The organism is Micromonospora sp. NPDC005806 (genome assembly GCF_042871425.1).
GTDB lineage: Bacteria > Actinomycetota > Actinomycetes > Mycobacteriales > Micromonosporaceae > Micromonospora.
Genome location: NZ_JBIAIL010000024.1, coordinates 1 through 24,655, shown reverse-complemented (window position 1 = coordinate 24,655; position 24,655 = coordinate 1). Strand labels below are relative to the sequence as shown.

27 protein-coding genes and 1 pseudogene are annotated in these 24,655 nt (G+C 72.5%); 17 read left to right on the top strand and 11 right to left on the bottom strand.

What is annotated here, in order from left to right:
* Positions 1-145 precede the first annotated feature (145 nt).
* The 3 genes and pseudogenes from ACFYOS_RS23110 (at position 146) to ACFYOS_RS23100 (ending at position 2,843) form a co-directional block, all read left to right on the top strand.
* Positions 146-998, top strand: a pseudogene (locus ACFYOS_RS23110) (ABC transporter permease).
* Positions 999-1,086: 88 nt separating this feature from the next.
* Positions 1,087-1,878 carry an ABC transporter permease gene (locus ACFYOS_RS23105; RefSeq protein ID WP_387145371.1) on the top strand — a complete coding sequence of 264 codons (792 nt, stop codon included), beginning with the start codon at positions 1,087-1,089 and terminating at the stop codon, positions 1,876-1,878.
* Positions 1,875-2,843 carry an ATP-binding cassette domain-containing protein gene (locus ACFYOS_RS23100; RefSeq protein ID WP_387145157.1) on the top strand — a complete coding sequence of 323 codons (969 nt, stop codon included), beginning with the start codon at positions 1,875-1,877 and terminating at the stop codon, positions 2,841-2,843. The genes ACFYOS_RS23105 and ACFYOS_RS23100 overlap by 4 nt, the downstream gene beginning before the upstream one ends.
* An 8-nt stretch (positions 2,844-2,851) precedes the next feature.
* On the opposite strand, the gene ACFYOS_RS23095 is transcribed toward ACFYOS_RS23100, so the two are convergent.
* Positions 2,852-3,412: a helix-turn-helix domain-containing protein gene (locus ACFYOS_RS23095; protein ID WP_387145154.1), complete on the bottom strand. Its 561-nt coding sequence runs from the start codon at positions 3,410-3,412 to the stop codon at positions 2,852-2,854.
* Between the two features lie 66 nt (positions 3,413-3,478).
* Here ACFYOS_RS23095 and ACFYOS_RS23090 point away from each other — a divergent pair, with 66 nt between their 5' ends.
* Positions 3,479-4,249 (top strand): AzlC family ABC transporter permease, encoded by a 771-nt coding sequence (locus ACFYOS_RS23090; protein ID WP_387145151.1) that lies wholly within the window; start codon positions 3,479-3,481, stop codon positions 4,247-4,249.
* Entirely contained in the window at positions 4,243-4,551 is a 309-nt protein-coding gene (locus tag ACFYOS_RS23085; protein ID WP_387145148.1) for an AzlD domain-containing protein, read from the top strand. Before ACFYOS_RS23090 ends, ACFYOS_RS23085 begins: the two co-directional genes overlap by 7 nt.
* 163 nt (positions 4,552-4,714) lie before the next feature.
* Here the strand turns inward: ACFYOS_RS23085 and ACFYOS_RS23080 are convergent, their stop codons facing one another.
* From ACFYOS_RS23080 to nadA, 3 genes are all read right to left on the bottom strand, one after another.
* Entirely contained in the window at positions 4,715-5,314 is a 600-nt protein-coding gene (locus ACFYOS_RS23080) for a DUF3043 domain-containing protein (RefSeq protein WP_387145145.1), read from the bottom strand.
* A gap of 74 nt (positions 5,315-5,388) precedes the next feature.
* Positions 5,389-6,744 (bottom strand): UDP-N-acetylglucosamine 1-carboxyvinyltransferase, encoded by a 1,356-nt coding sequence (murA, locus tag ACFYOS_RS23075; RefSeq protein WP_387145142.1) that lies wholly within the window; start codon positions 6,742-6,744, stop codon positions 5,389-5,391.
* Between the two features lie 213 nt (positions 6,745-6,957).
* Entirely contained in the window at positions 6,958-8,133 is a 1,176-nt protein-coding gene (gene nadA, locus ACFYOS_RS23070; RefSeq protein ID WP_387145140.1) for a quinolinate synthase NadA, read from the bottom strand.
* A 68-nt stretch (positions 8,134-8,201) separates the two neighbouring features.
* On the opposite strand from nadA, the gene ACFYOS_RS23065 reads away from it, so the two are divergent.
* The 5 genes from ACFYOS_RS23065 to ACFYOS_RS23045 all read left to right on the top strand — a co-directional run bounded on the left by ACFYOS_RS23065 (position 8,202) and on the right by ACFYOS_RS23045 (position 12,421).
* On the top strand, positions 8,202-9,338 hold the full coding sequence (locus tag ACFYOS_RS23065) for a glycerate kinase (protein WP_387145134.1): 1,137 nt from the start codon (positions 8,202-8,204) through the stop codon (positions 9,336-9,338).
* A gap of 111 nt (positions 9,339-9,449) precedes the next feature.
* A complete protein-coding gene (locus tag ACFYOS_RS23060) occupies positions 9,450-10,118 on the top strand; it encodes a DUF4232 domain-containing protein (protein ID WP_387145132.1) in 669 nt (222 codons plus the stop codon).
* A 172-nt stretch (positions 10,119-10,290) separates the two neighbouring features.
* On the top strand, positions 10,291-10,659 hold the full coding sequence (gene erpA / locus ACFYOS_RS23055) for an iron-sulfur cluster insertion protein ErpA (protein ID WP_073833647.1): 369 nt from the start codon (positions 10,291-10,293) through the stop codon (positions 10,657-10,659).
* 218 nt (positions 10,660-10,877) lie between these two features.
* A complete protein-coding gene (locus ACFYOS_RS23050) occupies positions 10,878-11,855 on the top strand; it encodes a carbohydrate kinase family protein (RefSeq protein WP_387145128.1) in 978 nt (325 codons plus the stop codon).
* The gene (locus tag ACFYOS_RS23045) at positions 11,852-12,421 is read left to right on the top strand and encodes an AAA family ATPase (RefSeq protein WP_387145125.1); all 570 of its coding nucleotides are present in this window, start codon (positions 11,852-11,854) and stop codon (positions 12,419-12,421) included. Before ACFYOS_RS23050 ends, ACFYOS_RS23045 begins: the two co-directional genes overlap by 4 nt.
* A 146-nt stretch (positions 12,422-12,567) precedes the next feature.
* Here the strand turns inward: ACFYOS_RS23045 and ACFYOS_RS23040 are convergent, their stop codons facing one another.
* Together ACFYOS_RS23040 and ACFYOS_RS23035 are read right to left on the bottom strand one after the other, a co-directional pair.
* Positions 12,568-12,795 carry a sulfurtransferase TusA family protein gene (locus ACFYOS_RS23040; RefSeq protein WP_387145123.1) on the bottom strand — a complete coding sequence of 76 codons (228 nt, stop codon included), beginning with the start codon at positions 12,793-12,795 and terminating at the stop codon, positions 12,568-12,570.
* A complete protein-coding gene (locus ACFYOS_RS23035; RefSeq protein WP_387145120.1) occupies positions 12,792-13,943 on the bottom strand; it encodes a cysteine desulfurase family protein in 1,152 nt (383 codons plus the stop codon). Before ACFYOS_RS23035 ends, ACFYOS_RS23040 begins: the two co-directional genes overlap by 4 nt.
* A 251-nt stretch (positions 13,944-14,194) precedes the next feature.
* Here ACFYOS_RS23035 and coxB point away from each other — a divergent pair, with 251 nt between their 5' ends.
* Together coxB and ACFYOS_RS23025 are read left to right on the top strand one after the other, a co-directional pair.
* Entirely contained in the window at positions 14,195-15,166 is a 972-nt protein-coding gene (gene coxB, locus ACFYOS_RS23030; RefSeq protein WP_387145117.1) for a cytochrome c oxidase subunit II, read from the top strand.
* Between the two features lie 10 nt (positions 15,167-15,176).
* Positions 15,177-15,602: a cytochrome c oxidase subunit 4 gene (locus ACFYOS_RS23025; protein WP_387145114.1), complete on the top strand. Its 426-nt coding sequence runs from the start codon at positions 15,177-15,179 to the stop codon at positions 15,600-15,602.
* 229 nt (positions 15,603-15,831) lie between these two features.
* On the opposite strand, the gene ACFYOS_RS23020 is transcribed toward ACFYOS_RS23025, so the two are convergent.
* From ACFYOS_RS23020 to ACFYOS_RS23005, 4 genes are all read right to left on the bottom strand, one after another.
* The gene (locus ACFYOS_RS23020; RefSeq protein WP_387145111.1) at positions 15,832-16,095 is read right to left on the bottom strand and encodes a hypothetical protein; all 264 of its coding nucleotides are present in this window, start codon (positions 16,093-16,095) and stop codon (positions 15,832-15,834) included.
* Between the two features lie 153 nt (positions 16,096-16,248).
* On the bottom strand, positions 16,249-17,295 hold the full coding sequence (gene trpD / locus ACFYOS_RS23015) for an anthranilate phosphoribosyltransferase (RefSeq protein ID WP_387145108.1): 1,047 nt from the start codon (positions 17,293-17,295) through the stop codon (positions 16,249-16,251).
* A 137-nt stretch (positions 17,296-17,432) separates the two neighbouring features.
* Complete coding sequence (locus ACFYOS_RS23010) at positions 17,433-17,831, bottom strand: hypothetical protein (protein WP_387145106.1); 399 nt, start codon at positions 17,829-17,831, stop codon at positions 17,433-17,435.
* Between the two features lie 105 nt (positions 17,832-17,936).
* Complete coding sequence (locus ACFYOS_RS23005) at positions 17,937-18,890, bottom strand: cytochrome c oxidase assembly protein (protein ID WP_387145103.1); 954 nt, start codon at positions 18,888-18,890, stop codon at positions 17,937-17,939.
* A gap of 108 nt (positions 18,891-18,998) precedes the next feature.
* On the opposite strand from ACFYOS_RS23005, the gene ACFYOS_RS23000 reads away from it, so the two are divergent.
* From ACFYOS_RS23000 to ACFYOS_RS22980, 5 genes are all read left to right on the top strand, one after another.
* Entirely contained in the window at positions 18,999-19,598 is a 600-nt protein-coding gene (locus ACFYOS_RS23000; protein ID WP_148802134.1) for a heme-copper oxidase subunit III, read from the top strand.
* Positions 19,599-19,670: 72 nt separating this feature from the next.
* Positions 19,671-20,504: a cytochrome c gene (locus tag ACFYOS_RS22995; RefSeq protein ID WP_387145100.1), complete on the top strand. Its 834-nt coding sequence runs from the start codon at positions 19,671-19,673 to the stop codon at positions 20,502-20,504.
* A 67-nt stretch (positions 20,505-20,571) separates the two neighbouring features.
* On the top strand, positions 20,572-21,660 hold the full coding sequence (locus ACFYOS_RS22990) for a ubiquinol-cytochrome c reductase iron-sulfur subunit (RefSeq protein WP_387145097.1): 1,089 nt from the start codon (positions 20,572-20,574) through the stop codon (positions 21,658-21,660).
* A complete protein-coding gene (locus ACFYOS_RS22985; protein ID WP_387145094.1) occupies positions 21,657-23,279 on the top strand; it encodes a cytochrome bc complex cytochrome b subunit in 1,623 nt (540 codons plus the stop codon). Before ACFYOS_RS22990 ends, ACFYOS_RS22985 begins: the two co-directional genes overlap by 4 nt.
* Before the next feature lie 210 nt (positions 23,280-23,489).
* Positions 23,490-24,170 carry a DUF4142 domain-containing protein gene (locus tag ACFYOS_RS22980; RefSeq protein WP_387145091.1) on the top strand — a complete coding sequence of 227 codons (681 nt, stop codon included), beginning with the start codon at positions 23,490-23,492 and terminating at the stop codon, positions 24,168-24,170.
* Between the two features lie 65 nt (positions 24,171-24,235).
* Here the strand turns inward: ACFYOS_RS22980 and ACFYOS_RS22975 are convergent, their stop codons facing one another.
* The gene (locus ACFYOS_RS22975) at positions 24,236-24,523 is read right to left on the bottom strand and encodes an Lrp/AsnC family transcriptional regulator (RefSeq protein ID WP_013287689.1); all 288 of its coding nucleotides are present in this window, start codon (positions 24,521-24,523) and stop codon (positions 24,236-24,238) included.
* Positions 24,524-24,655: the final 132 nt, after the last annotated feature.

The window sequence follows — 24,655 nt, the reverse complement described above, 5'->3', positions numbered from 1 at the left end:
CGCCCGCGCGGCGCGGCCTCGGGGCCGGCTCGCGTCGCTCGCTCACGGCGGTGTCACCTCGTTGGAAATTGTCGCGCTGGGCGCCGGGCGTGCCGGTAGAGTCGCCCGGTCCGGCACGTCGTGGCTGCGGAAGGAGGGTAGCGGCGTGGGCTCTGTCACCGCCACTGTGGCACCGCCCACGGACCCAAACGTTACCCGATGGTTTCGGACATTCACCGCCATAGTGGCATCCGGCTTCCGGCGGCACGCCACCTACCGGCAGGCCGCCGTGGCGGGCGTGGTCACCAACAGCGTCTTCGGTTTCCTGCGCTACTACATCTTCCTCGCGGCGGCGGGCGCGGCGGGCCGGGTCGCCGGCTACGACCGAGCCCAGCTCGCCACCTTCGTCTGGGTCGGGCAGGGGCTGCTGGCGGTCGTCGCGATCTGGGGCTGGACCGAGCTGGCCGACCGGATCCGCACCGGCGAGATCGCCGCCGACCTGCTCCGTCCGGTCCACCCGGTCACCAGCTACCTCGCCACCGACCTGGGCCGGGCCGGATTCGCCTCGCTGTCCCGGCTGGTGCCGCCGGTGCTGATCGGCCTGTTCTTCTTCGACGTGTACCTGCCCCGCCGCCCCGGCACCCTGCCACTGTTCGCGCTCTCCGTGCTGCTCGCCGTGGTGGTCTGCTTCGCCTGCCGCTACCTGGTCAACGCCACCGCGTACTGGCTGCAGGACGTCCGGGGTCCGTTGATCCTCTGGACGCTCTGCTCCGGCGTGCTCGCCGGGCTCTACTTTCCCGCTGGGCTTCCTGCCGGGCTGGCTGGAGGCCGTGCTGCGGTACGGCACCCCGTTCCCGAGCCTCCTCCAGATCCCGCTCGACGTGCTGGTCGAGCGGGATCCGACGCCGGTGCAGTTCGGCCTGGTCGGGGTGCAGGTCGGCTGGGCCGTCGCGCTGCTCGCCCTCTGCCGGCTGGTGCAGCGCCGGGCCGAGCGCCGGCTGGTGGTGCAGGGTGGCTGAGCCGGGGACCCTGACCGGGCCGGCCCCCGCCACCGGCGGGCCGGAGCGGCCGGGCGGGCCGGAGCCGGCCGGCCGGCGGCCGGGCCTGCTGACCGCGTACCGGGCGCTGCTCGGGGCGCAGGCGCGCTCGCAGGCCGCGTACCGGACGTCGTTCGTGGTGGACCTGGTCGGCAACGTCGGGGCGACGGTGTTCGACGTGGTCACCGTCCTGGTGCTCTTCGGCGTCACCCGGGAGCTGGGCGGCTTCACGCTCCGCGAGACGCTGGTCATCGTCGGCCTGTCGTCGTTCGCGTTCGCCACCGCGGACCTGCTGGTCGGCAACATCGAGCGGCTGCCCCGGTACGTCCGCACCGGGCTGTTCGACGCGGTGCTGGTCCGCCCGCTGGCCGCGCTGCCCCAACTGCTGCTGATGGACCTGCCGCTGCGCAAGGTGTCCCGGGTGCTCTTCGGGCTGGTGGTGCTGGTGGCGGCGGTGGCGTCGGCCGGCATCGACTGGACGCCGGGGCGGGCGGCGCTGGTGGTGGTCGCCCCGCTCGCCGGGGTGGTCTTCTTCGGCGCGGTCTTCGTCACCACCGCGACCGTGTCGTTCTACTGGATCGACTCGGGTGAGCTGGCCAACTCGGTCACCTACGGCGGGCGCGACTTCACGTCGTACCCGGTCACCGTCTACGGCGGCTGGTTCCGCGCGCTCTTCGCGTACGGGATGGGTTTCGCCTTCGTCAGCTACCACCCGGCGCTGGCGCTGCTCGGCCGGGCCGACCCGCTCGGCCTGCCGGCCTGGGTCGGCTGGGCCGCGCCCGGGGTCGCGGTCGTCGCGGCGGCGATCGCCGCCCTGGCCTGGCGGGTCGGGATCCGCCACTACCGGAGTACGGGGTCATGAGCGTCATCGAGATGAGCGGGCTGCGCAAGGAGTTCACGGTCCGGGTGAAGGCCGGGCGGCTGCGGCGGGAGAAGCGCACGGTCACCGCGGTCGACGGGATCGACCTGCGGGTGGAGCGGGGCGAGATGCTCGGCTACATCGGTCCGAACGGCGCGGGCAAGTCGACCACGCTGAAGATGCTGACCGGGGTGCTCATGCCGTCGGCGGGCGAGGCCCGGGTCTGCGGGCTGCGTCCGGTGGCCGAGCGGACCCGGCTGGCGCTGCGGATCGGCGTGGTGTTCGGGCAGCGGTCGCAGCTCTGGTGGGACCTGCCGCTGCGGGACTCGTTCGCGCTGCTCCGGCACGTCTACCGGGTGCCGGCGGGCGAACACGCGGCCCGGCTGGCGCGCTGCCGCGGCCTGCTCGACCTCGACGAGTTCCTGGACACCCCGGTCCGGCAGCTCTCCCTCGGCCAGCGGATGCGCGGCGAGCTGACCGCCGCGCTGCTGCACGGCCCGGAGGTGCTCTTCCTGGACGAGCCGACCATCGGCCTGGACGTGGTGAGCAAGCAGGCCGTCCGGGGCTTCCTGGCCGAGCTGGGCCGGGCCGGTGACACCACCCTGGTGCTGACCACCCACGACCTGGCCGACATCGAGCGGCTCTGCCGGCGGCTGGTGGTGATCGACCACGGCCGGGTGGTGCACGACGGCTCGATCGCCGCCCTGCACAGCCGCTACGGCTCCCGCCGGATGGTGGTCGCCGAGTTGGACGCCGCACTGCCCGAGCCGCCGGTGCTGCCGGGCGCCCCGCTGGCGCGGGTGGAGGCCGACGGGCACCGGCTGGTCTTCGCGCTCGAGTCGGCGAGCGTCGCCGAGGTGGTCGCCGGGCTGGCCGGGCTGGCCACGCTGCGGGACATCTCGATCGTGGAGCCGGACATCGAGGAGGTCGTGGCCCGGCTCTACCGCGCGCCGGCCGAGGTCGGCTGAGCCGTGGGTCAGGGGTGCTCCATGACGAGGACCGCGAAGGTGCCCGGGGCCAGGGCCTCGTACCGGTGCGGCGTGTCGCCGGGGAACGTGGCGTAGTCGCCGGGACCCAGCTCGACCAGGTCGGACTCCGGCCCGAGGCGCATCCGCCCGGCCGCGACCACGACGTGCTCGACGCTGCGCGGGGTGTGCGCCTCGGCCACCCGGACGGCCCCGGGCTCCAGCTCCATCACGTAGACGTCCCGGCGGGTGTGCGCTGCGCCGGCGGCGAGCAGGGTGGCGCTGAAGTCGGCGTGCTCGGAGCGGATCCGGGGGCCCTCGCCGGCGCGGACGACCCGGACGGCGGCCGTGGGTGGCTCGACGAGGCGGCTGAACGGCACGCCCAGCGCCACCCCCAGCGCCCACAGCGTCTCCACGCTCGGGTTGCCGACCCCGGACTCCAGCTGGGACAGGGTCGACTTGGCGATGCCGGCGCGGCGAGCCAGCTCGGTCAGCGAGATGCCCGCCCGGTCGCGCTCACGGCGCAGCGCGGCCGCGATGGTGGCCAGCGGGGGAGCGGGGTCGACCGCCATTGTTCGCTCCATCGTTCTACTTGTTCGGTTTGACGAACAGGGGGTTCGTGTTCAGGATAGTGAACCATGCGTACGGCATATCGAACGGGCGACGCGACGATGCTCCGCGACGTCGCCGCCATCGGGGCGGCGATGATCGCCGTGGGCGCCTCGTTCGGCGCCATGGCGGTGGCCGCCGGGCTACCGGTCTGGGCGACCCTCGCCATGTCGGTCCTCGTCTACGCCGGCGGCGCGCAGTTCATGGCGGTCGGGCTGGTCGCCGCCGGCAGCCCGCTCGCGGCGGTCCTCGCCGGCCTGCTGCTCAACGCCCGGCACCTGCCGTTCGGCCTGGCCTTGAGCGCGACCCTCGGCCCACGGCGTTGGCAGCGGCTGCTCGGCAGTCACCTGATGACCGACGAGGCGACCGCCTTCGCCCTGGCCCGACCGGCCGGGCCGGGGCGCCGGTGGGCGTTCTGGCTCGCCGGCACGCTGCTCTTCCTGGCCTGGAACGTCGGCACCGGGCTCGGCGTGCTGGCCGGCGGCGCGGTGGGCGACCCGGCCGCCCTCGGGCTCGACGCCGCGTTCCCGGCCGGGCTGGCCGCCCTGCTGCTGCCGAGCCTGGGCGACCGGGACACCCGCCGGGTGGCGCTGGCCGGCGCCGGGTTGGCCGTGCTGGCCACCCCGGTGCTGCCGGCCGGGCTGCCGGTGCTGCTCGCGCTCGCCGGGCTGGTCGCCCCCGCGGTACGCGGGCGCCGCCGGGCCGGCGCCGAGGGCGACCCGGCCGACGGCGGCCGGCCGGCGCCGGCCGGCGCCGAAGAAGCGGGGAACGTGGTGCGGACCGGGGAGGCGTCGTGCTGATCGCCGTGATCCTCGCCCTCGCCGCCGGCACCTACGGCTTCCGGGTCGCCGGGGTGCTGCTGCGTGACCGGCTGGAACTGCCCGAGTGGGCCCGGCTGCTGTTGCCGGTCGCCGCCGCCGCCCTGCTGGCCGCCCTGGTGGCGACCGCCGCGCTCACCGAGGCCGGCGGCTTCGCCGGTTACGCCCGGCCCGCCGGGGTGCTCGTCGGGGTGGTGCTCGCCTGGCGGCGGGCGCCCTTCGTCCTGGTCGTGGTCGCGGCGGCCGGCACCACCGCTCTGCTGCGACTGCTCGGGGTGGCATGATTCGGCCCCTCCCCGCGAGGGCGGGAAGGGGCCGGCGACGGCTCCAGGTCGCGGCGCGGCGACAGACCGGCCTTCATTCGGTCCGGAACGCCGCCTGGTGGCGCGGAGGCCGAATTATGGCCGCCAGCCGAGCTGGAGTTGTCGAAGTCCGGGCTCGGCCCGGTCAGATCTTGTCGCCGATGTTGACCTGGGGCGCCGGCGCGCGCATCTTGCGGAACGTGATCGAGCGCATGATCGCGTAGAAGTAGAGCGAGCCGAGCTTCTCGGTGCTCTTCGGGTAGCGCTCGCGCACCAGCTTCTTGATCTTCTGGGAGATCAGGAACGAGTCGACCACCACACCGAGCGCCAACAGGCCCCACAGCACGTTGGAGAGCAGCCGGACGATCGGCGGCATGGCCTGGTTGGAGCCGACCAGCACGATCAGCGCGCCGCCGAAGAACCAGGTGCCGACCGTACGCCGGGAGTCCACCACGTTGCGGGCCAGCAGGCGCTCCGGACCGCGGTCGCGCGGGCCGCCCTCGCGCCGGAACTCCGCCGCCGCCTCGGCGCGGGCCGTGCGGCGCTGCTCGCGGGCCTCCTCCTTGGTTAGCGGCCGGGTCGGCGCGTTCGGACGCCGGCCGGCGGTCGGCCGCTTCGGGGTCTCGCGCCCCTTGGCGGCCGTGTAGCCCCGGGGGCGGGCAGCGGTGGGCGCCTCGTCGGTCGTCACCGGAGTGACGGATTCATCGACCAGGTCGGCGGGCTTTCGGCGAAACAGCGACGGCACCCGTGAAGGGTAGCCAAACAGGCGCGCCCGGTGCACATCGCGGGTGCACCGGGCGCGGAAAGAGCGGTGTGACGTTACGGACGCTCGACGTGCGCGCCCAGGTCCGCCAGCTTGGCCTCGAAGTCCTCGTAGCCGCGGTTGATCAGGTCGACGCCGTACACCCGGGAGGTGCCCTCGGCGGCGAGGGCGGCGATCAGGTGGCTGAACCCGGCCCGCAGGTCGGGGATGACCAGGTCGGCCGCGTGCAGCTTGCTCGGGCCGGCGATCACCGCCGAGTGCTTGAAGTTGCGCCGGCCGAAGCGGCAGGGGGTGCCGCCCAGGCAGTCCCGGTAGACCTGGATGTTGGCGCCCATCGAGTTCAGCGCCTCGGTGTAGCCGAGCCGCTGCTCGTAGACGGTCTCGTGGACGATCGACAGGCCCCGGGCCTGGGTCAGCGCCACCACGAGCGGCTGCTGCCAGTCGGTCATGAAGCCGGGGTGGACGTCGGTCTCCAGCGCCACCGCGTTCAGCTCGCCGCCCGGGTGCCAGAAACGGATGCCGCCCTCCTGGCCCGGCTTGCCGGCCCGCGGCGGCCGGAGGTCGGTCACCTCGTACTCGCCGCCGACGGAGCGGAAGATGTTGAGGAAGGTCATCATGTCGGCCTGCTGGGCGCCGAGCACCTCGACGTGGCCGCGGGTGGCCAGCGCGGCGGCCGCCCAGCTCGCCGCCTCGATCCGGTCCGGGATCGGCCGGTGGGTGTAGCCGCTGAGCCGCTTCACGCCCTGGATCTCGATCACCCGGTCGGTGTGCACCTTGATGATCGCGCCCATCTTCTGCAGCACGCAGATCAGGTCGATGATCTCGGGCTCGACCGCCGCGTTGCGCAGCTCGGTCACGCCCTCGGCCATCACCGCGGTCAGCAGGACCTGCTCGGTGGCGCCCACGCTCGGGTACGGCAGCGCGAACTTGGTGCCGTGCAGCCCGTTCGGCGCCGACAGGTGCAGGCCCTCCGGGGTCTTGTCGACGGTCGCGCCGAACTCGCGCAGCGCCTGGAGGTGGAAGTCGATCGGGCGCGGGCCGATGTGGCAGCCGCCCAGGTCGGGGATGAAGGCGTGGCCGAGCCGGTGCAGCAGCGGCCCGCAGAACAGGATCGGGATCCGGCTGGAACCGGCGTGCACGTTGATCTGGTCGGTGCTGGCGCTCTCGACGTTGGACGGGTCGAAGATGAGCTCGCCGTCCTCCTCGCCGTCGCTCACCTTCACCCCGTGCAGGCCGAGCAGCCCGCGGACCACCTCGACGTCCCGGATCCGCGGCACGTCGAACAGCCGGCTGGGGGTGTCGCCCAGGAGGGCGGCGACCATGGCCTTGGACACGAGGTTCTTCGCGCCGCGCACGCGGATCCGCCCTTCGAGCGGAGTGCCTCCGTGTACGACCAGGACGTCGTCGGTCAACGCAACCTCCAGCGCGTTGGTGCTGCCGTGTAATGAGTGGGGTGCACGATCTGCATCGCTACCCGGAACGCGGCCATGTGAAAACGGCCCGCGCGTGTCCTCGCCCCGGCAGCATAGCCCTCCGTGACGAAAATGGAATCGGTCACATCACCAGCGAGGGCATGAACCGGGGGTTCCTGCGCTTTTCCGTACCAGTGCGGTCACTGTCCGTGATTAGGCGCCCGGGAGGGCGAGCATCTGGTCCAGCGCGACCCGGGCGTGGTGCGCGGTGTCCGGGTCGACGGTGATCTGGTTGACCACCCGACCGGCGACCAGTTCCTCCAGCGCCCACACCAGGTGCGGCAGGTCGATCCGGTTCATCGTCGAGCAGTAGCAGACCGCCCGGTCGAGGAACATGATCTGCTTGTCCGGGTGGGCCAGCGCCAGCCGGCGGACCAGGTTCAGCTCGGTGCCGACCGCCCACGCCGAGCCGGCCGGGGCCGCCTCGATGGTCTTGATGATGTATTCGGTGGACCCGACGAAGTCCGCGGCGGTGACCACCTCGTGCCGGCACTCCGGGTGGACCAGCACGTTGACCCCGGGCACCCGCTCCCGGACGTCGTTGACGCTGTCCAGGGTGAAGCGGCCGTGCACCGAGCAGTGCCCGCGCCAGAGGATCATCTTCGCGTCGCGGAGCTGCTCCGGGGTGAGCCCGCCGTTGGGCTTGTGCGGGTCGTAGAGGACGCAGTCGTCCAGCGAGTAGCCCATCTCCAGCACGGCGGTGTTGCGGCCCAGGTGCTGGTCGGGGAGGAAGAGCACCTTCGACCCCTGCTGGTAGGCCCAGTCCAGGGCCCGCTTCGCGTTCGACGAGGTGCAGACCACGCCGCCGTGCCGGCCGACGAAGCCCTTGATGTCGGCCGACGAGTTCATGTAGGTCACCGGGACGGTGTCCTGCGCGATGCCCAGCTCGGTCAGCACGTCCCAGGCGGTCTCGACCTGCGACAGCACCGCCATGTCGGCCATCGAGCAGCCGGCGGCGAGGTCGGGCAGGATCACCTTCTGGTTGTCCGAGGTGAGGATGTCCGCGCTCTCGGCCATGAAGTGCACGCCGCAGAAGACGATGTACTCCGCGTCGGGGCGGGCCGCCGCCTCCCGGGCCAGCTTGAACGAGTCGCCGGTCACATCGGCGAACTGGATCACCTCGTCGCGCTGGTAGTGGTGGCCGAGCACGAAGACCTTCGTGCCGAGGGCGGCCTTGGCCGCCGCCGCCCGGGCCACCAGGTCCGGGTCGCTCGGCGCGGGGAGGTCACCCGGACACTCCACGCCACGCTCGGTGGCGGGGTCGCTGCCGCGGCCCAGCAGCAGCAGCGCAGTGGCGGTGTTGGAAGGCTCAACCCAGGTCGAAGTCACGCCTCCCATGGTTCCACAGCACGGCCGCCGTACCGCCGCCGCCGGTGTGGCCTGCCACACTGCTCGGCATGCGTGTGCTGCTCTGCCCGGACAAGTTCGCCGGCACGCTGCCGGCCCAGGAGGTGGCCGCCGCGGTGGCCGAGGGCTGGCGGGAGGTGGCCCCCGGCGACGAGTTGCTGATCCGGCCGCTCGCCGACGGCGGGCCGGGGTTCGTCGCCGTGCTCGCCGAGGCGCTCGGCGGGCGGCGGCTGGCCGTGCCGACCGTCGACCCGCTCGGCCGCCCCGCCGCCGGTGAGATCCTGCTCACCGACGACGGCACCGCGTACCTGGAGAGTGCCCAGGCCTGCGGGCTGGACCTGCTCTCGGCCGCCGAACGCGACCCGAAGGCCACCACCTCGTACGGGCTGGGGCTGCTGGTGGCCGCCGCCGTCGAGGCGGGGGCGCGGACCGTGGTGATCGGGCTGGGCGGTTCCGCCACCAACGACGGCGGCGCCGGAATGCTCACCCCGCTCGGCCTCACCCCGTTGGACGAGGCCGGCCGGGCCCTGCCGTACGGCGGGGCGGCCCTCGCCGCGGTGGCCGCGCTGGACGGCGCGCCCCGAGTCCGCGGCGCCGCCCTGGTCGCCGCCACAGACGTGGACAACCCGCTGCTCGGGCTGCACGGGGCCAGCAACGTGTACGGCCCGCAGAAGGGCGCCAGCCGCGAGGACGTACTGCTGCTCGACGCCGCGCTGGAGCGCTGGTCGGCCGTGCTGGAGCGGGGACTGCCCGGCTGTCCGCCCGGATTCGCCGCGCTGCCCGGCGCCGGGGCGGCCGGCGGGCTCGGCGCGGCGGTGCTCGCCCTCGGCGGCCGGTGCGAGTCCGGCATCGGGCTGGTCACCCGGGCCATCGGGCTGGACGCCGCGCTGGACTCGGCGGACCTGGTGATCACCGGGGAGGGCTCCTTCGACCACCAGTCGTTGCGCGGCAAGGTGGTCGCCGGGGTGGCCGGCGCGGCCCGGGACCGGGGTGTCCCCTGCGTCGTGCTGGCGGGCCGGGTGAGCACCGGGCGGCGGGAGGCCGCGGCGGCCGGGGTGACCGACGCGTACAGCCTGGTCGAGCACTTCGGCGGCGAGGAGCGCGGCGGGGTGGAGGCCGCGATGGGCCGGCCCGGGGAGGGGCTCCGGGCGCTCGGTGTCCGGCTGGCCCGGCAGTGGAGCCGCTGACGCCCGCCCGCCGCCTCCCGGCGCGCTGAGTCGCGTACCCGACCGTTCGGTCCCGCAACGCCCCCTGCTGCCGGCACGTGTGCCGAGGAGGACCGGACAGGGAGGCACACCATGACTGGGAACGACACGGGACGCCGGCCCGCCCGGCTGGCCGCGCTGCTGGTGGCCCGTGCGGCGGTCGTCGCCTTCGGCGGCGCCGGCTGCACCACCGGCAAGGACGGGGCGCCGGGGCCGGCCGGCGCCGCGCCGGCCGGATCGCCCACCGGGTCGGTCCCGGCCGACCCGACGAGCCCTCCGGCCCGGCCGACGGCGGGCCCGACGAGCTCGCCGGCCCGGCCGACGCCGTCCTCCCCGGCGGCGATCCCGAGCTGCCGGACCGCAGACCTGTCGGTGGCGCCCGCCGGGTCGTCCGGACACATGGGCAGCGAGACCGATTACCTCGCCCTCACCAACCGGTCCGGGCGGCGCTGCTCCCTCTCCGGCTTCCCGCAGATCCGGCTGGCCGACGCCGCCGGCCGGGCACTCCCCGTGGAGGTGCGGCACCACCTCGCCGCGCACCGCGTCGTGCTGCGCCCGGGCGGCACGGCCTGGACCGCCGTGAACCTCAACCACGTCGCACGCGGAGACGGCGAGGGTGCGCCGTGTGACCCGCCGGCCGACGCCCTCTGGCTCACCCCGCCGGGCGGTGCCGGGCACCTGGTCGCCCGGGGCCGCTGGTCGGCCTGCGGCGGCGCGGTGGACGTCGACTCGTTCACCACCGAGCGCCCGCCGGCCGCCTGACCCGACGCGCTCCCGCCGGCCGCCCGCCGAACCTGACGAGTCCGTGGTCACGCCGACGGGTGACCGGACGGTGAGCGGCGTACGATCGGATCTGGACCACACCGGGAATGACTGGCGGACGCGCGGCGTTGGCCAGTGCGTCCGGACCCTTACCGCGCAGGGAGATTTCCACGTGACCACGCCAGCGCAGACCGAGTCGACCGAGGCCAAGGCCCCGAGCACCGTCGTCCTCACCGACGTCGCGGCGCAGAAGGTCAAGGCCCTGATCGAGCAGGAGGGCCGCGACGACCTGCGGCTCCGGGTCGCCGTGCAGCCGGGCGGCTGCTCCGGCCTGCGGTACCAGCTGTTCTTCGACGAGCGGTCGCTCGACGGTGACATCGTCACCGACTTCGACGGTGTCGAGGTAGTCGTCGACCGGATGAGCGCCCCCTACCTGGCCGGCGCGACCATCGACTTCGCCGACCGGATCGACGCTCAGGGCTTCACCATCGACAACCCGAACGCCGGCAACTCCTGCGCCTGCGGCGACTCCTTCAGCTGAGCCGACGCGGCCGGCCCGCACGGGCCGACGGATGACTGACGGAAACGGCGGGACCGCCCCTCACCCGGGGTGGGCCCGCCGTTCTGTCTTCTCCGGTGGGTGTCCGTGCGGTGACGTCCGGATGTGCGGTGGTCGACCGGTTGGCCACCGACCCCCGTCCGGCGACCGGACCGACCGGTAGGCTGACCGGCGCCGTGCTCCCGACCACGAGGGTTGACATGAAGATCGCCGTGACCGGCTCGATCGCGACCGACCACCTGATGAGCTTCCCCGGCCGGTTCGCCGACCAGCTCATCGCCGACCAACTGGACAAGGTCTCCCTGTCCTTCCTCGTCGACGAGCTGGTGCTCCGGCGCGGCGGCACCGCCGCCAACATCGCCTTCGGCATGGCCCAGCTGGGCCTGCGCCCGGTGCTGCTCGGCGCCGTCGGCGCGGACTTCGCCGACTACCGGTCCTGGCTCGAGCGGCACGGCGTGGACTGCGACTCGGTGCACGTCAGCGAGGTGGCGCACACCGCCCGGTTCGTCTGCACCACCGACACCGACATGTGCCAGATCGCCTCGTTCTACGCCGGTGCGATGAGCGAGGCCCGCAACATCGAGCTGGCCCCGGTGGCGCAGCGACTCGGCGGTCTCGACCTGGTGCTAGTCAGCGCCAACGACCCGGCCGCGATGATCCGCCACTCCGCGGAGTGCCGGCAGCGCGGCTACGCGTTCGTGGCCGACCCGTCGCAGCAGCTCGCCCGGATGGACGGCGCCGACGTGCTCAGCCTGGTCGACGGCGCCGACTACCTGATGACCAACGAGTACGAGAAGTCGCTGCTGCAGAGCAAGGCCGGTCTCAGCGACGCACAGCTGCTGGACCGGGTGAAGGTCCGGGTCACCACGCTGGGCAAGCAGGGCGTGGAGATCGCCGGCCGGGACTTCGACACCATCCACGTGCCGATCGCCCGGGAGATCCAGGCGATCGACCCGACCGGCGTCGGCGACGGCTTCCGGGCCGGCTTCTTCGCCGCCCTGAACTGGGGGGTCAGCCTGGCCCGGGCGGCCCAGGTGGGCTGCCTGCTCGCCACCCTGGTGCTGGAGAACTTCGGCGGCCAGGAGTACGAGGTCCGCCGGGACCTGTTCGTCAAGCGGCTCGCCGAGTCGTACGGCGACGAGGCCGCCGACGACGTTCGGCCGCACCTGCTGCCGTGAGTTCCGCCGGATCCGTCCCGAACGGGGGAGTGGACCCCGGCGCGGTGCCCCCGGGCGCGGGCGGCCCGATCCTCGTCGCCTTCGCCGGGCTGCCCGGCGTGGGCAAGAGCACCCTCGCCGCCCGGGTCGGCGCCGCGCTGCGCGCCCCGGTCCTGCCGGTCGCCCCGGTGGAGCGGGCGCTGGGCCGGTACGGACTGCTGGGCGACGTGCCCGGGATGGCCGCGTACGGCGCGATCGCCGGGCTCGCCGAGGTGCAGCTCGAGCTCGGGCTGAGCGTGGTGGTGGACGCGGTGAACCCGGTGGCCAGCGCCCGCGGCCTCTGGCACGACCTGGCCGAGCGGGCCGGCGTGCCGCTGCGGGTGATCGAGGTGCACTGCGGGGACGAGGCGGAGCACCGCCGCCGGGTCGAGGCCCGGCTCCCCGCCGAGCCGGACCCGCTGCTGCCCACCTGGGAGCAGACCCTGGTCCGCCGTGCCGAGTACGAGCCGATCATCGGCCCGCGCCTGGTGGTGGACACCGCCGTCGACACCGACCCGCTCCCCGGCATCCTCGCCTACCTCCGCTGACGCACCGCCCACCAGCACCCGCGCCGCCCGAAGGGCCTCTGTCACGGAAATAGTGGCCTCCGGACCCGGAGTGGGCACTCTTTCCGTGAATCAGCGCGGATCTTGAGCGGGTGCGCGCGGACCCCGGGGTTGCGTCAGGTGCGGGGTCAGTGGGTGCGGCGGACGTCGTAGGCGGGGCCGTCGGGGTGGGCGGCGAGGAACTCCTGGCCGCGCATCCGGCACCAGGCCGGGATGTCGACGGCGGCGGCCGGGTCGTCGGCGAGCACCCGGACGACCGCGCCGACCGGCAGCTCGGGCAGGCGGCGGGCCAGGTTGATCACGGGCAGCGGGCAGCGCTGGCCCCGGTAGTCGAGCACCTCGGCCGGCTGGCTCACAGCCCCGTCACCCCCGCCTCGGCCCGCAGGTCCGCGACGATCCCGGGCAGCTCGGCGAGGAACCGCTCCACGTCCGCCTCGGTCGTCTCCCGGTGCAGCGACACCCGCACGTTGCCGTGCGACAGCACCCCCATCGCCTCCAGCACGTGCGACGGGCGCAGCGTCGACGAGGTGCAGGAGGAGCCGGAGGAGACCGCGAAGCCCCGCCGGTCCAGCGCGTGCAGCAGCGCCTCGCCGTCCACGTACAGGCAGGAGAAGGTGACCAGGTGGGGGAGGCGGTCGACCGGGTCGCCGACCACCTCCACGTCCGGCACCTCGGCCGCCACCCGGGCCCGGATCCGGTCCACCAGCGGCGCCAGCCGGGTCGTCTCGGCCGCCGCGTCGGCCGCGGCCGCGCGCAGGCTCGCCGCCGCCGCGACCACCGCCGGCAGGTTCACCACCCCGGGGGTACGCCCCGACTCCCGCTCGTCGGCCGGGAACGGCGACTCCCAGCGGGTGCCCTTGCGGACCACCAGCAGGCCGACGCCCGGCGGCCCGCCCCACTTGTGCGCGCTGGCGCTGAGCACCGACCAGCCGGCCGGCAGCGGCGCCCGGCCGACCAACTGCGCCGCGTCGACGTACAGCGGCACGTCCGCCTCGGCGCAGAGCTCGGCCGCGGCTGGCACCGGTTGCACCGTGCCCACCTCGTGGCTGGCCCCGATCAGGGCGGCGAAGGCCACCCCCGGCGCGGCCACCGCCGCCGTCCAGGCGTCCAGGTCCAGCCGGCCCAGCCGGTCCACCGGTACGGAGACCGCCTCGCCGCCGCCGGCCACGTGCCGCTCGGCGGCGTGCAGCACCGCGGAGTGCTCGATCGCGGAGTGCACCAGGGTCGCCCCGACCCGGCGCCGGCCGGCCAGGCCGCCCAGCACGGCGGCGTGCGCCGCGGTCGTACCGCTCGGGGTGAAGCTGAGTTCGTCGGCGCGGACGCCGAGCGTCTGCGCGGCGGCCTCGCGGGCGGCGTCGAGCAGCTGGCGGGCGCGCCGGGCCTGCGTGTAGAGCCTGCCGGGGTCGGCCCAGCCGTCGTCGAGCGCGGCCAGCAACGCCTGCCGCCCGACCGGGTGCAGCGGGGCGGCGCTGGCCGCGTCCAGATAGACCGGGGATGCGCTCACGTCGTCGCCTCGCTCCGCTCCCCGGCGGCGCGCGGCGCCGCGCTACTGGGCCTGATGGTTCGCTCGCTTCGCTCGCCCACGAACGTCAACGCTATCGCGGGATAACGGCGATGATCCCCCCGTTGGGGGCGGACAGTGACCCCAAGACGGTCAGGCCCGTCATGGTCGAGTAATCTGCGACCGTCGGTGACGCCTTTGCCGTCGGTGCTGAAGGAAACATCCACCGCGGCGCGCTAGGGAGGCAGGACCAGGTGGTCGCAAGGAGTTCGGAGGTACGGCCGTCGGCCGTACGGCACAGCGCTTCCCCAGGAGCCGGTGGACGCCGGCGGCGTGGTGCTGGTCGGCTCGCCGGGCTCGGTCTCGGCGGAGCCGCGCTGCTGGTTCTGCTCACCGGCTGTGACGTCGGCAAGACGTTCGGCGGCTTCGGGTGGCCGCAGGGCGGCATCACGCCGGAGTCCCACCGGATGTACGACCTGTGGATCGCGTCCTGCATCGCGGCGCTCGCGGTCGGCGGGTTCGTCTGGGGTCTCATCTTCTGGTGCGTGATCCGCTACCGGAAGCGGGGCAACGTGCTGCCGGTGCAGACCCGCTACAACCTGCCGATGGAGTTCCTCTACACCATCGCGCCGATCCTCGTGGTCTCCGTGCTCTTCTACTACACGGCGGTCGTGCAGACCGACGTGATCAAGGAGTCGAAGAACCCCGACGTCACCGTCGAGGTCGTCGCCTTCAAGTGGAACTGGCAGTTCAACTACCGCGACGGCCAGGGCCGCGACGCCAACACCGTCGCCTCGGTGCTCGGCACCAGCGAGGTCATCCCGGTGCTGGTGCTGCCGACCGGCAAGTCGATCCGGTTCGAGGAGCAGAGCCGCGACGTCATCCACTCCTTCTGGGTGCCGGAGCTGCTGTTCAAGCGCGACGTCATGCCGGGCAACATCCGCAACACCTTCGAGGTCTCCAGCATCGACCAGGAGGGCGCTTACGTCGGCCGCTGCGCCGAGCTGTGCGGCAGCTACCACGCCTTCATGAACTTCGAGCTGCGGGTCGTCTCCTTCGACAAGTACCAGCAGTTCCTGGCGGCCAAGAAGGCCGGCAAGTCGACGCAGGAGGCGCTCCAGGCGATCGGCCAGAAGCCGTACGCCGAGAAGACCGAGCCGTTCGACACCCGGCGTACGAAGAACAACTTCAACCCGACCAACGCGTCGGCCGGTACGGGCAGCTGAGGGGGCCGGCATGAAGACCGAGTGGAAGATCTTCCTCATCGTCTCGACGTTCCTCTACGGCGTCACGATCCTCTACGGCGCCTGGACGTTCGGCGAGGGCGGCCGGGTCGAGTGGGTCGGCACGGTGGCGCTGCTGCTCTCCGCCCTGCTGACCTCGATGTGCGGCGGCTTCTTCTGGTTCGTCTCCCGGCGTATCGACCTGCGCCCGGAGGACCGGCCGGACGGCGAGATCGCCGACGGCGCGGGCGAGATCGGCTTCTTCAGCCCGGGCAGCTATTGGCCGTTCGGCCTGGCGCTGGCCGCGTCGATCGCCGGCCTCGGCCTGGTGTACTGGCAGATGTGGCTGCTGGGCGCGGGCCTGATCGCCGTGATCTTCGCCGCCTGCGGCCTGCTCTTCGAGTACTACAGCGGCACCCGCCGCACCGCCGAGCACTGACCTGACGGCATCCGAAAGGCCCGCGTCCCCAGGGACGCGGGCCTTTCCGCGTTCTCGCGTCTCCGCCGCCACCCGGGCCCGCGTCGATCATGGGATTGGGCGCGCGCTTCGCCGCTGTCGGTCGGCGGCGGGGACAGTGCGGCGCGGCAGACGTGGGTCGACGCGGGGGAGCGGGGCGCACCGCGCCGGGCGCGGTGGGAGGGTTGCGCCGGCAGGCGGCCGCGGGGAGTCAGGCGGCGCGGCGGTGGGCCGGGCGGGAGCCGCGGCGGCGGTGGTCCAGGCGCGGGGCGCGGAAGGCGAAGGTGGCGATCAGCAGAGCCGCTCCGCAGCCGGTGCAGACCAGCTCCGACCACTCCGGCTCGGCGTGTCTGACGCCACGCCGCGACCCGGAGCAGTCGTCGGGGCAGTCGGCGCCGTGGCCGTCGACGCAGGGCGGAGCCTCGAACAGCACAACGCCCTCGCAGGTGTCGCAGTGGAGTTCGCGGTCCGACACGGGCGTCTCCTCTCGTTCCGGTGCCCACCGGGGTCGTGCCCCCATCGGCGGAAACGGGAAATTACTCCCGTGTAGTTTGGCACGCCGGTCCGACACTCTCGGGAATGGACCCGTTTCGGCGCACCAGGGACCTCCCGACGCGACCGCCGGGCGTCAGAGGGAGTGGGCGACCTCGAGCCAGCGGTCCAGGGCGGCGGAGGCCGCGCCCGAGTCGATCGACTCCGCGGCCCGGACCATGCCGGCGCGCACCGCCTCGTGCAGGTCGCCGTCGAGCGGGCCCTGGGTGGCCAACGCCACCCCGGCGTTCACCAGCACCGCGTCCCGGACGGGCCCGGTCTCCCCGGCCAGCAGCCGGCGGGCCACGCCGGCGTTGTACGTCGCGTCACCGCCCCGCAGGTCGGCCAGGGTGGACCTCGGTACCCCGAGCTCCACCGCGTCCAGCAGCGCCTCCCTGACGGTGCCCTGCTGGGCCACCCAGACGCGGGTCGCGGCGGCGGTGGTGAACTCGTCCAGCCCGTCCTCGCCGCGCATCACCACCGCCGAGTCGCCCCGGGCCGCGAACACCTCTGCCATCACCGGCGCCATCCGCAGGTCGAAGCAGCCGACCGCGCCGGCCCGGGGGCGGGCCGGGTTGGTCAGCGGACCGAGGAAGTTGAACGCGGTGGGCACGCCGATCTCCCGGCGTACCGGGCCGGCGTGGCGCATGCCCGGATGGAACCGGGCCGCGAAGCAGAACCCGATGCCGGCGTCGGTCACGCACCGGGCCACCTGCTCGGGGCCCAGGTCCAGCGGCACGCCCAGGTGTTCCAGCAGGTCGGCGGTGCCGCACAGGGACGAGGCGGCCCGGTTGCCGTGCTTGACCACCCGGACGCCGGCGCCGGCCACCACCAGCGCGGTCATCGTGGAGATGTTCACCGTGTTGGCGAGGTCCCCGCCGGTGCCCACGACGTCGAGGGCGGTGGCGCGTACCGCCTCGGGGAGCGGGACCTCGACCGACCGGCCGAGCATCGCCTGCACCAGGCCGGCCAGCTCGGCCGGGGTCTCACCCTTGGCCCGTAGCGCCACCGCGAAGCCCGCCACCTGCGCCGGGCTGGCCGAGCCGGTCATGATCTCATCCATCGCCCAGGCGGTGTCGGCGGTGGACAGCTCCTCGCCGCGCAGCAGCGCGTTGAGCAGGTGCGGCCAGGTCCGTTCGCCCATGGTGGGCCTCCCGAGCGCGTGGAGAGCGGGTGTGGCGGCCGGTATTCGGTCCGTGGCGCCGCTTTGCGGCGCGGAGGCCGAATCATGGCCGAAGCGTCGGCGCCACGGCCGCGTCGCCGTGGCGCCGAGGGGATGACTCAGGCCGCGGCGTGCGTACGCCGGAGCAGCTCGGCGACGGTGGTGCCCGCGGTCACCGGGTCGAGCGGGTAGGTGAGCGTGGCGTCGACCTCGGCGTACGCGGCCAGCCAGCGGTCGGCGGCCCGGGCGATCACCACGCAGGTCGGCGGGGCGTCGTCCCGGTCGTCCTTGATCTGGCGGGCGATGCCGATGCCGCCGCCCGGGGTCGCCTCGCCGTCGAGCAGGAGCAGGTCGATCTCGTAGTCGTCGACCAGCCGGATGCACTCGGCGTAGTCGGCGGCCTCGGCGAACTCGATCTGAAGCCCGGCCGCGGGCCGCGTGCCGACGGCGAGCCGCATCCGGTCACGGACCTTCGGGTCGTCGCTGTAGAGCAGGACGGTGCAAAGACGATCGCTCATCGTTGGCTTGGCTCCCACCTCGTAGCTGCCCGCTGATCGTAGCGGGCGTCACATCCGGCCGGACGGCCCGCCCTGGCCCGCCGCCGGCGTACCCCGGCGGGGAGTTCAGGTGGCGGTCTCCGCGGCGCGCTCGCGGGCCTCCTGGCGGTCCAGCTCCCGGTCCAGCCGGCGGGCCTCCCGCTCGGACTGCTTGATCCACTGGACGACCAGCACGGCCAGCATGGTGACGCTGACGAACTCGCCGCCGGCCCACAGCACACCGCCGGCGACCACCTGGTCGTTCCACGGGTCCGACCAGCTCAGGTGCAGCGACGGGTACCAGTCGCCGCCGAGCAGGGTGGTGCTCTGCATGATGGTCAGCCCGAGCACGGTGTGGAACGGCACGGAGAGCACCATCAGCAGCGCCCGGGCCGGGTACGGCCAGCGCCCGGGCAGCGGGTCCAGGCCGAGCAGCGGCCAGAAGAACACGCAGCCGGTCATGATGAAGTGCGCGTGGACCAGCTCGTGCGCCCACTCGTGCTGGAGGGTGGCGTGGTAGAGGTCGCTGAAGTAGAGCGCGAACGGGTTCACCACGAAGATGGCGAACGCCACCAGCGGGAAGCTGTAGATCCGCGCGATCCGGCTGTGCACGATCGCCAGCAGCCGCTTGCGCGGCCGCACCGGCAGGGTGCGCAGGGCCAGGGTCACCGGGGCGCCGAGCGCCAGGAAGATCGGCGCGATCATGGACAGCACCATGTGCTGCACCATGTGCACCGACAGCAGCGTGGTGTCGTACGCGCCCAGCCCGGAGACCGTGACCGCGGCGATGCCGCCCAGGCCCGGGACGAGGAAACAGACCGTCCGGACCACCGGCCAGCGGTCGCCGCGCAGCCGGAGCCGGTAGACGCCGTAGAGGTAGAGGCCGGCGGCGACCACGAGCCCGAGGGCGAGCCAGCTGTCCAGCCGGGTCTCGGTGAAGACCCGGGCGATGGTGAATGGTGGCGGGACGGCCTCGCCCCCCGCCGCGAGGGTCGACGTAGCGACCGAGGTGGCGGCGAAGATCGGATCGACTTGCAGCACGCTTTTCAGGGTAGGTCAGGCGAAGCGGACCACCCCGATCGGGCCACTGTTGGCACCGGTTTGCCACCCCGCTGATCGTCGGTCCCGGTCAAGGGCAATAATGACCGCGTGACTGCGGCCCCAGCCATTGACAAGAGCCGGATCCACTCCCTGACCCGACCCAACATGGTCAGCGTCGGGACGATCGTGTGGCTCTCCAGCGAACTCATGTTCTTCGCGGCGCTGTTCGCGATGTACTTCTCGATCCGCGCCGCGGCGCCGGAGCAGTGGGAGAAGCACACCGAGATCCTCAACATCCCCTACGCGACCACCTTCACGGTGATCCTGGTGTTGTCCTCGGTGACCTGCCAGCTCGGTGTCTTCGCGGCCGAGAAGGGTGACGTCCACGCCCTCCGCCGGTGGTTCACGATCACCTTCGTGATGGGTCTGATCTTCGTGCTCGGCCAGGCGAACGAATACCGCAACCTGGTGCACGAGGGCGTCAAGATCAACGCCGACGGGTACGGGTCGATGTTCTACCTGACCACGGGTTTCCACGGTCTGCACGTGACCGGCGGTCTGATCGCGTTCATCATCTTCATGATCCGCACCACCATGGGCCGGTTCACCCCGGCGCAGGCGACGTCGGCCATCGTCGTGTCCTACTACTGGCACTTCGTCGACGTCGTGTGGATCGGGCTCTACGCCATGATCTACTGGCTCCAGTGATCTTGGCGCGTCACGAATCGCGCCGCTGCTCCGTCCCCTGAGACAAGGTCCAACCGGTTAAGGACACAGGTCATGACTTCTGACAACGACCGCCGACGCGGTCTGCTCGCGCGGTTGCGCGGGCGGCCCGTAGCGCGCAGCAGGGGCCGCCGCCGGCTGGGTGCCGCGGTCCGGCTGGCCGCCGCGCTGATGCTGGCCGGCGGCGCCTACACCGTCTTCGCCCCCGGGGCGCAGGCGCAGGACAACCCGCCCTTGAGTGCCGCCGCCAACGAGGGCAAGGCGCTGTTCGACGTGAGCTGTGTGACCTGCCACGGTCGCAACGGCCAGGGCGTCGAGGGACGCGGTCCGAGCCTGAACGGCGTCGGGTCGGCCGCGGTCGAGTTCCAGGTCAGCAGCGGCCGCATGCCGATGGCCCGGCAGGAGGCGCAGGCCCAGCGGAAGCCCGCGCAGTTCACCGACGAGCAGGTGCGCCAGCTCGGCCAGTACATTCAGGAGCTCGGCGGCGGCCCGCAGGTCCCGCAGGGCAACCTGCGCGAGGGCGCCAACCTGTCCACCGGTGGCGAGCTGTTCCGGATCAACTGCTCGCAGTGCCACGCCTTCGGCGCCGGCGGCGGTGCGCTCTCCTCGGGCAAGTTCGCCCCGAGCCTCAAGCCGGCCAGCGACCGGCAGATCTACGCCGCGATGCTGAGCGGCCCGCAGAACATGCCGGTGTTCGGGGACAACCAGATCACTCCGGAGCAGAAGGCGGACATCATCGCCTACATCCAGGAGACCCTGAAGCACGACCAGGACCAGGGCGGTTTCAACCTGGGCCGGTACGGCCCGTCGACCGAGGGTCTCGCGATCTTCCTGGTCGGCATCGTCGCGCTGGTCTTCACGAGCCTGTGGATTGCGGGCAAGTCGTGACCGAGCGGATCATTCGTTTCAGTGCTGTGGCGCCGACCCCCGGCGCCACCCGTAGCGAGGTGACGGCATGAGCACCCACACCGAGCACCAGGCCCCGCAGGGCCGGGAGCCGCTCGACGTGAACGACCCCCGGCTCTCCCGGTTCGACATCGTCCAGGAGGGTGCGCGGCGGGACGACATCGAGATCGTCCACTACGAGCCGCAGGTGGTCCCCGGCAGCAAGGCGGAGCGCCGGCTGGCCCGTTCGGTCGCCATGATGTTTCTGCTGACCTTCGCGGCCTCCATCGCGTTCCTGATCATCTACATCTGGTGGCCCTGGCAGTACGAGCCGGGCCGCGGCGGCGACAAGTTCTACACCCCGCTGCTCGGCCTCACCCTCGGCGTCGCGCTCCTCGGCATCGGCTTCGGCATCCTCACCTGGGGCAAGAAGCTGATGCCCAAGGAGGTCTCGATCCAGGACCGGCACGACCAGCCGAGCTCGCCGGACGATCGCCGGATCACCGGTGAGACCATGCTCTACCTCGCCGACGAGATGGGCATCCGGCGGCGGCCGCTGCTCGGCATCTCGCTTCTCGCCGGCCTGGTGCCGGTCGGCGCGGTCGTCGCGGCGCCGCTGGTCGGTGGGCTGATCTCCCAGCCGCACAAGAACAACCAGATGTTCACCACCGGCTTCAAGCCGGGCAAGAACGGCGAGAAGATCCGGCTGATCCGCGAGGACGGTCGGCCGATCCGCCCGTCGGACATCAGCGCCGGCGGTCAGCTCACCGTCTTCCCCGGCATCGACGGCGGCGTGAGCAACAAGCACGCCGACTCGCCGACCCTGCTCATCCACCTGCGCGAGGAGGACGCGCAGAAGTCGCGCGCGGCCAACGAGCGGGCCGGCCACGGCGACCGGATGTGGGGCAACTACGCCGCGTTCTCCAAGATCTGCACGCACGCGGGCTGCCCGGCCAGTCTCTACGAGCAGCAGACCAACCGGCTGCTCTGCCCCTGCCACCAGTCGCAGTTCCTCATCACCGACAACGCCAAGCCGGTCTTCGGCCCGGCCAACCGGCCGCTGCCGCAGCTGCCGATCGAGGTCGACGGGGAGGGCTTCTTCGTGGCGAAGTCCGACTACACCGATACCATCGGTCCCGACTTCTGGGAGCGGCCATGAAGCGCCGAAAGTTTGAGGTAGCAGCGGTGCCGGCCAAGACCGCCGGTGCGCTGGACGATCGTTTCCAGGCGGCCACCCCGCTGCGGAAGCTGCTGAACAAGGTCTTCCCGGACCACTGGTCCTTCCTGCTGGGCGAGATCGCGCTCTTCTCGTTCATCGTCCTGCTGCTGACCGGTGTCTTCCTGACCTTCTTCTTCGAGCCGTCGATGAGCGAGGTCACCTACAACGGCAGCTACGCCCCGCTGCGGGGCACCCCGATGTCGGCCGCGTACGCCTCCAGCCTGGACCTGTCGTTCGACGTCCGGGGCGGTCTGATCATGCGGCAGATGCACCACTGGGCGGCCCTGCTGTTCATGGCCTCGATCGTGGTGCACATGCTGCGGGTCTTCTTCACCGGCGCGTTCCGCAAGCCGCGGGAGACCAACTGGATCATCGGCTCGCTGCTGTTCTGGGTCGGCTTCCTGGCCGGCTTCACCGGCTACTCGCTGCCGGACGACGGCCTCTCCGGCACCGGCCTGCGGATCGCCTCCGGGATCATCCTCTCCATCCCGGTGATCGGCTCGTGGGTCAGCTCGTCGATCTTCGGCGGGGAGTTCCCGGGCACAGTCATCATCAGCCGGTTCTTCATCGCCCACGTGCTGCTCATCCCGGCGCTGCTGGTGGCGCTGATCAGCGTCCACCTGGGCCTGGTCTTCAAGCAGAAGCACACCCAGTGGCCCGGCCCCGGCCGGACCAACGAGAACGTGGTGGGCGAGCGGTTCTACCCGCGCTACGCGCTCAAGCAGGGCGGCTTCTTCATGGTCGTCTTCGGCGTGATCGCGCTGTTCGGCGGCCTCTTCCAGATCAACCCGATCTGGTACTTCGGCCCGTACGAGGCTTGGGTGGTCTCCGCGGCCAGCCAGCCCGACTGGTACGTCATGTTCCTCGACGGCTCGACCCGACTCATGCCGGGTTGGGAGATCTTGATCCCGATCGGCGACGGATACGTCATCCCGCCGCTGTTCTGGCCGACGGTCGTGCTCCCCGGCATCCTGGTCGGCCTGTCGACGATGTACCCGTTCGTCGAGGCGCGCCGCCTCAAGGACTACCGCCACCACAACCTGCTCCAGCGGCCCCGGGACGCTCCGGCCCGTACCGCTGCCGGCGCGATGGCCGTGGCGTTCTTCATCGTGCTGACCCTCTCCGGCGCCAACGACGTCATCGCCGACAAGTTCCATATCAGCCTGAACGCGATGACCTGGGCGGGCCGGGTCGGCCTCCTGATCCTGCCGCCGCTGGCCTACTACTTCACGTACCGGATCTGCCTCGGTCTGCAGCAGCACGACCGGGAGGTGCTGGCCCACGGCGTGGAGACGGGCATCATCAAGCGGCTGCCGGACGGCCGGTTCGTCGAGGTCCACCAGCCGCTCACCGCGGCCCACGACGGGCACGGCGAGCTGGACTACGTCGGTTGGGTCGTCCCCAAGAAGATGAACCGGCTGGGCGCGCTCGGCCCGGCGATCCGGGGCTTCTTCTACCCGATCGAGAAGCCGGCCGAGGCGCCGGTCTCGCCGGGGCACCCGCCGGTCGAGCCCCGGCCGGAGCGGGAGGAGATCAGCAGCGGCGAGAGCCGTCGCTGACCCACCCGGGCACGACTGACCGTGGCGCCCGCCGGATCCTCCGGCGGGCGCCACGGCCGTTTCCGGCCCGTTCGTCCCGTCCCGCCCGTCACGTGACCGGCGGTCCCGCTCCGCCGCGCCGCCGCCCCCTGACACGGACGGGTGGAATCGCAGGAATAACCCCGGTCAGCCGGGTATCCGTGCGGTCCAACGTCTCAAGGGGGGGAAAGCATGTTGGGAATCAAACGCCTGGGCCTGCTGGCCGCGCTGGTGCTCGTCGGGCTGGCACCCGCCGCGGCGGCGCAGGCGGCCGCCCAGCCGTCGACCCAGGACACCCAATACCTGCAGGCACTGCACCAGGTGAATCTGTCCGAGATCACGATGGGCAACCTGGCTCAGCAGAAGGGCCAGCACCAGCAGGTCAAGGAGCTGGGTAAGCAGTTCGTGACGGACCACACCCAGCTGGACCAGACGGTGAAGAGCACCGCTCAGCAACTGAACGTCCAGTTGCCGGCCAACCCGACCACCGACCAGCAGAAGGTCATCAACAAGCTGAACAACCTCAGCGGCGCCGAGTTCGACAAGGCGTGGGTGACCGCCGAGCTGGCCGGCCACGTCGCGGCCATCCAGGCGACGCAGACGGAGATCTCGCAGGGTTCCGAGCAGTCCGTGGTCGCGCTGGCCCAGGACGCCCTGCCGGTGCTCCAGGCGCACCTCGACGCGTTGACGGCCCTGGCCCAGACCCTGGGCATCCCCGTCCCGCAGACCAGCGCCAGCGCCAGCGGCACGCCCAGCCCGGGCGGCAGCACGTCGCCGGCACCGGGCGGCACCGAGTCCCCGGCTCCGGGCGGCACGAGCACCGAGTCGCCGGCCCCGGGCACCACGGAGGCCCCGGCGCCGAGCCAGAGCTGACACGCACGGTCGGAGAGTGGCCGGTCCGTCCCTCCAGGGGCGGGCCGGCCGCCGCGCGTACCGGGTCAGTCGGCGTTGGCCAGCCCGATCGCGAACGCCTCCTCCAGGTCGTGCTGGGAGTACGCCCGGAACGCGATGTGCGACTCGGTGTTGAGCACCCCCGGCACCTTGGAGATGCTTCCGGCGATGACCTGGGCGATCTGCTCGAACTCCCGGACCCGCACCATGGCGATCAGGTCGACGTGACCGGCGACCGAGTAGACCTCGCTGACGCCGGGCAGGTTGGCCAGGGTCTCGGCCACCTCGGGGATGGAGTCGGTGGCGCAGTCGATCAGCACGATCGCGGTGATCACGGGACATTTCTCCGTTCGTCGGCGTCGTGGACCATGCTAGTCTTGTTTTTTAACCTTTGCGTTTTTGCTGGTCGGCTTGGGTGCGGGCGCGGTGGAGGGTTTTGCCGACGTCGTGGCGGGGTGCGCGGTGTC

Bases quoted from the DNA above. Each gene is read 5' to 3' on its own strand.
- ACFYOS_RS23100 (WP_387145157.1), top strand. From the start codon at position 1,875: ATGAGCGTCATCGAGATGAGCGGGCTGCGCAAGGAGTTCACGGTCCGG.
- ACFYOS_RS23095 (WP_387145154.1), bottom strand. From the start codon at position 3,412: ATGGCGGTCGACCCCGCTCCCCCGCTGGCCACCATCGCGGCCGCGCTG.
- ACFYOS_RS23090 (WP_387145151.1), top strand. From the start codon at position 3,479: ATGCGTACGGCATATCGAACGGGCGACGCGACGATGCTCCGCGACGTC.
- ACFYOS_RS23065 (WP_387145134.1), top strand. From the start codon at position 8,202: ATGCGTGTGCTGCTCTGCCCGGACAAGTTCGCCGGCACGCTGCCGGCC.
- ACFYOS_RS23060 (WP_387145132.1), top strand. From the start codon at position 9,450: ATGACTGGGAACGACACGGGACGCCGGCCCGCCCGGCTGGCCGCGCTG.
- ACFYOS_RS23050 (WP_387145128.1), top strand. From the start codon at position 10,878: ATGAAGATCGCCGTGACCGGCTCGATCGCGACCGACCACCTGATGAGC.
- ACFYOS_RS23025 (WP_387145114.1), top strand. From the start codon at position 15,177: ATGAAGACCGAGTGGAAGATCTTCCTCATCGTCTCGACGTTCCTCTAC.
- trpD (WP_387145108.1), bottom strand. From the start codon at position 17,295: ATGGGCGAACGGACCTGGCCGCACCTGCTCAACGCGCTGCTGCGCGGC.
- ACFYOS_RS23010 (WP_387145106.1), bottom strand. From the start codon at position 17,831: ATGAGCGATCGTCTTTGCACCGTCCTGCTCTACAGCGACGACCCGAAG.
- ACFYOS_RS22995 (WP_387145100.1), top strand. From the start codon at position 19,671: ATGACTTCTGACAACGACCGCCGACGCGGTCTGCTCGCGCGGTTGCGC.
- ACFYOS_RS22990 (WP_387145097.1), top strand. From the start codon at position 20,572: ATGAGCACCCACACCGAGCACCAGGCCCCGCAGGGCCGGGAGCCGCTC.
- ACFYOS_RS22985 (WP_387145094.1), top strand. From the start codon at position 21,657: ATGAAGCGCCGAAAGTTTGAGGTAGCAGCGGTGCCGGCCAAGACCGCC.
- ACFYOS_RS22980 (WP_387145091.1), top strand. From the start codon at position 23,490: ATGTTGGGAATCAAACGCCTGGGCCTGCTGGCCGCGCTGGTGCTCGTC.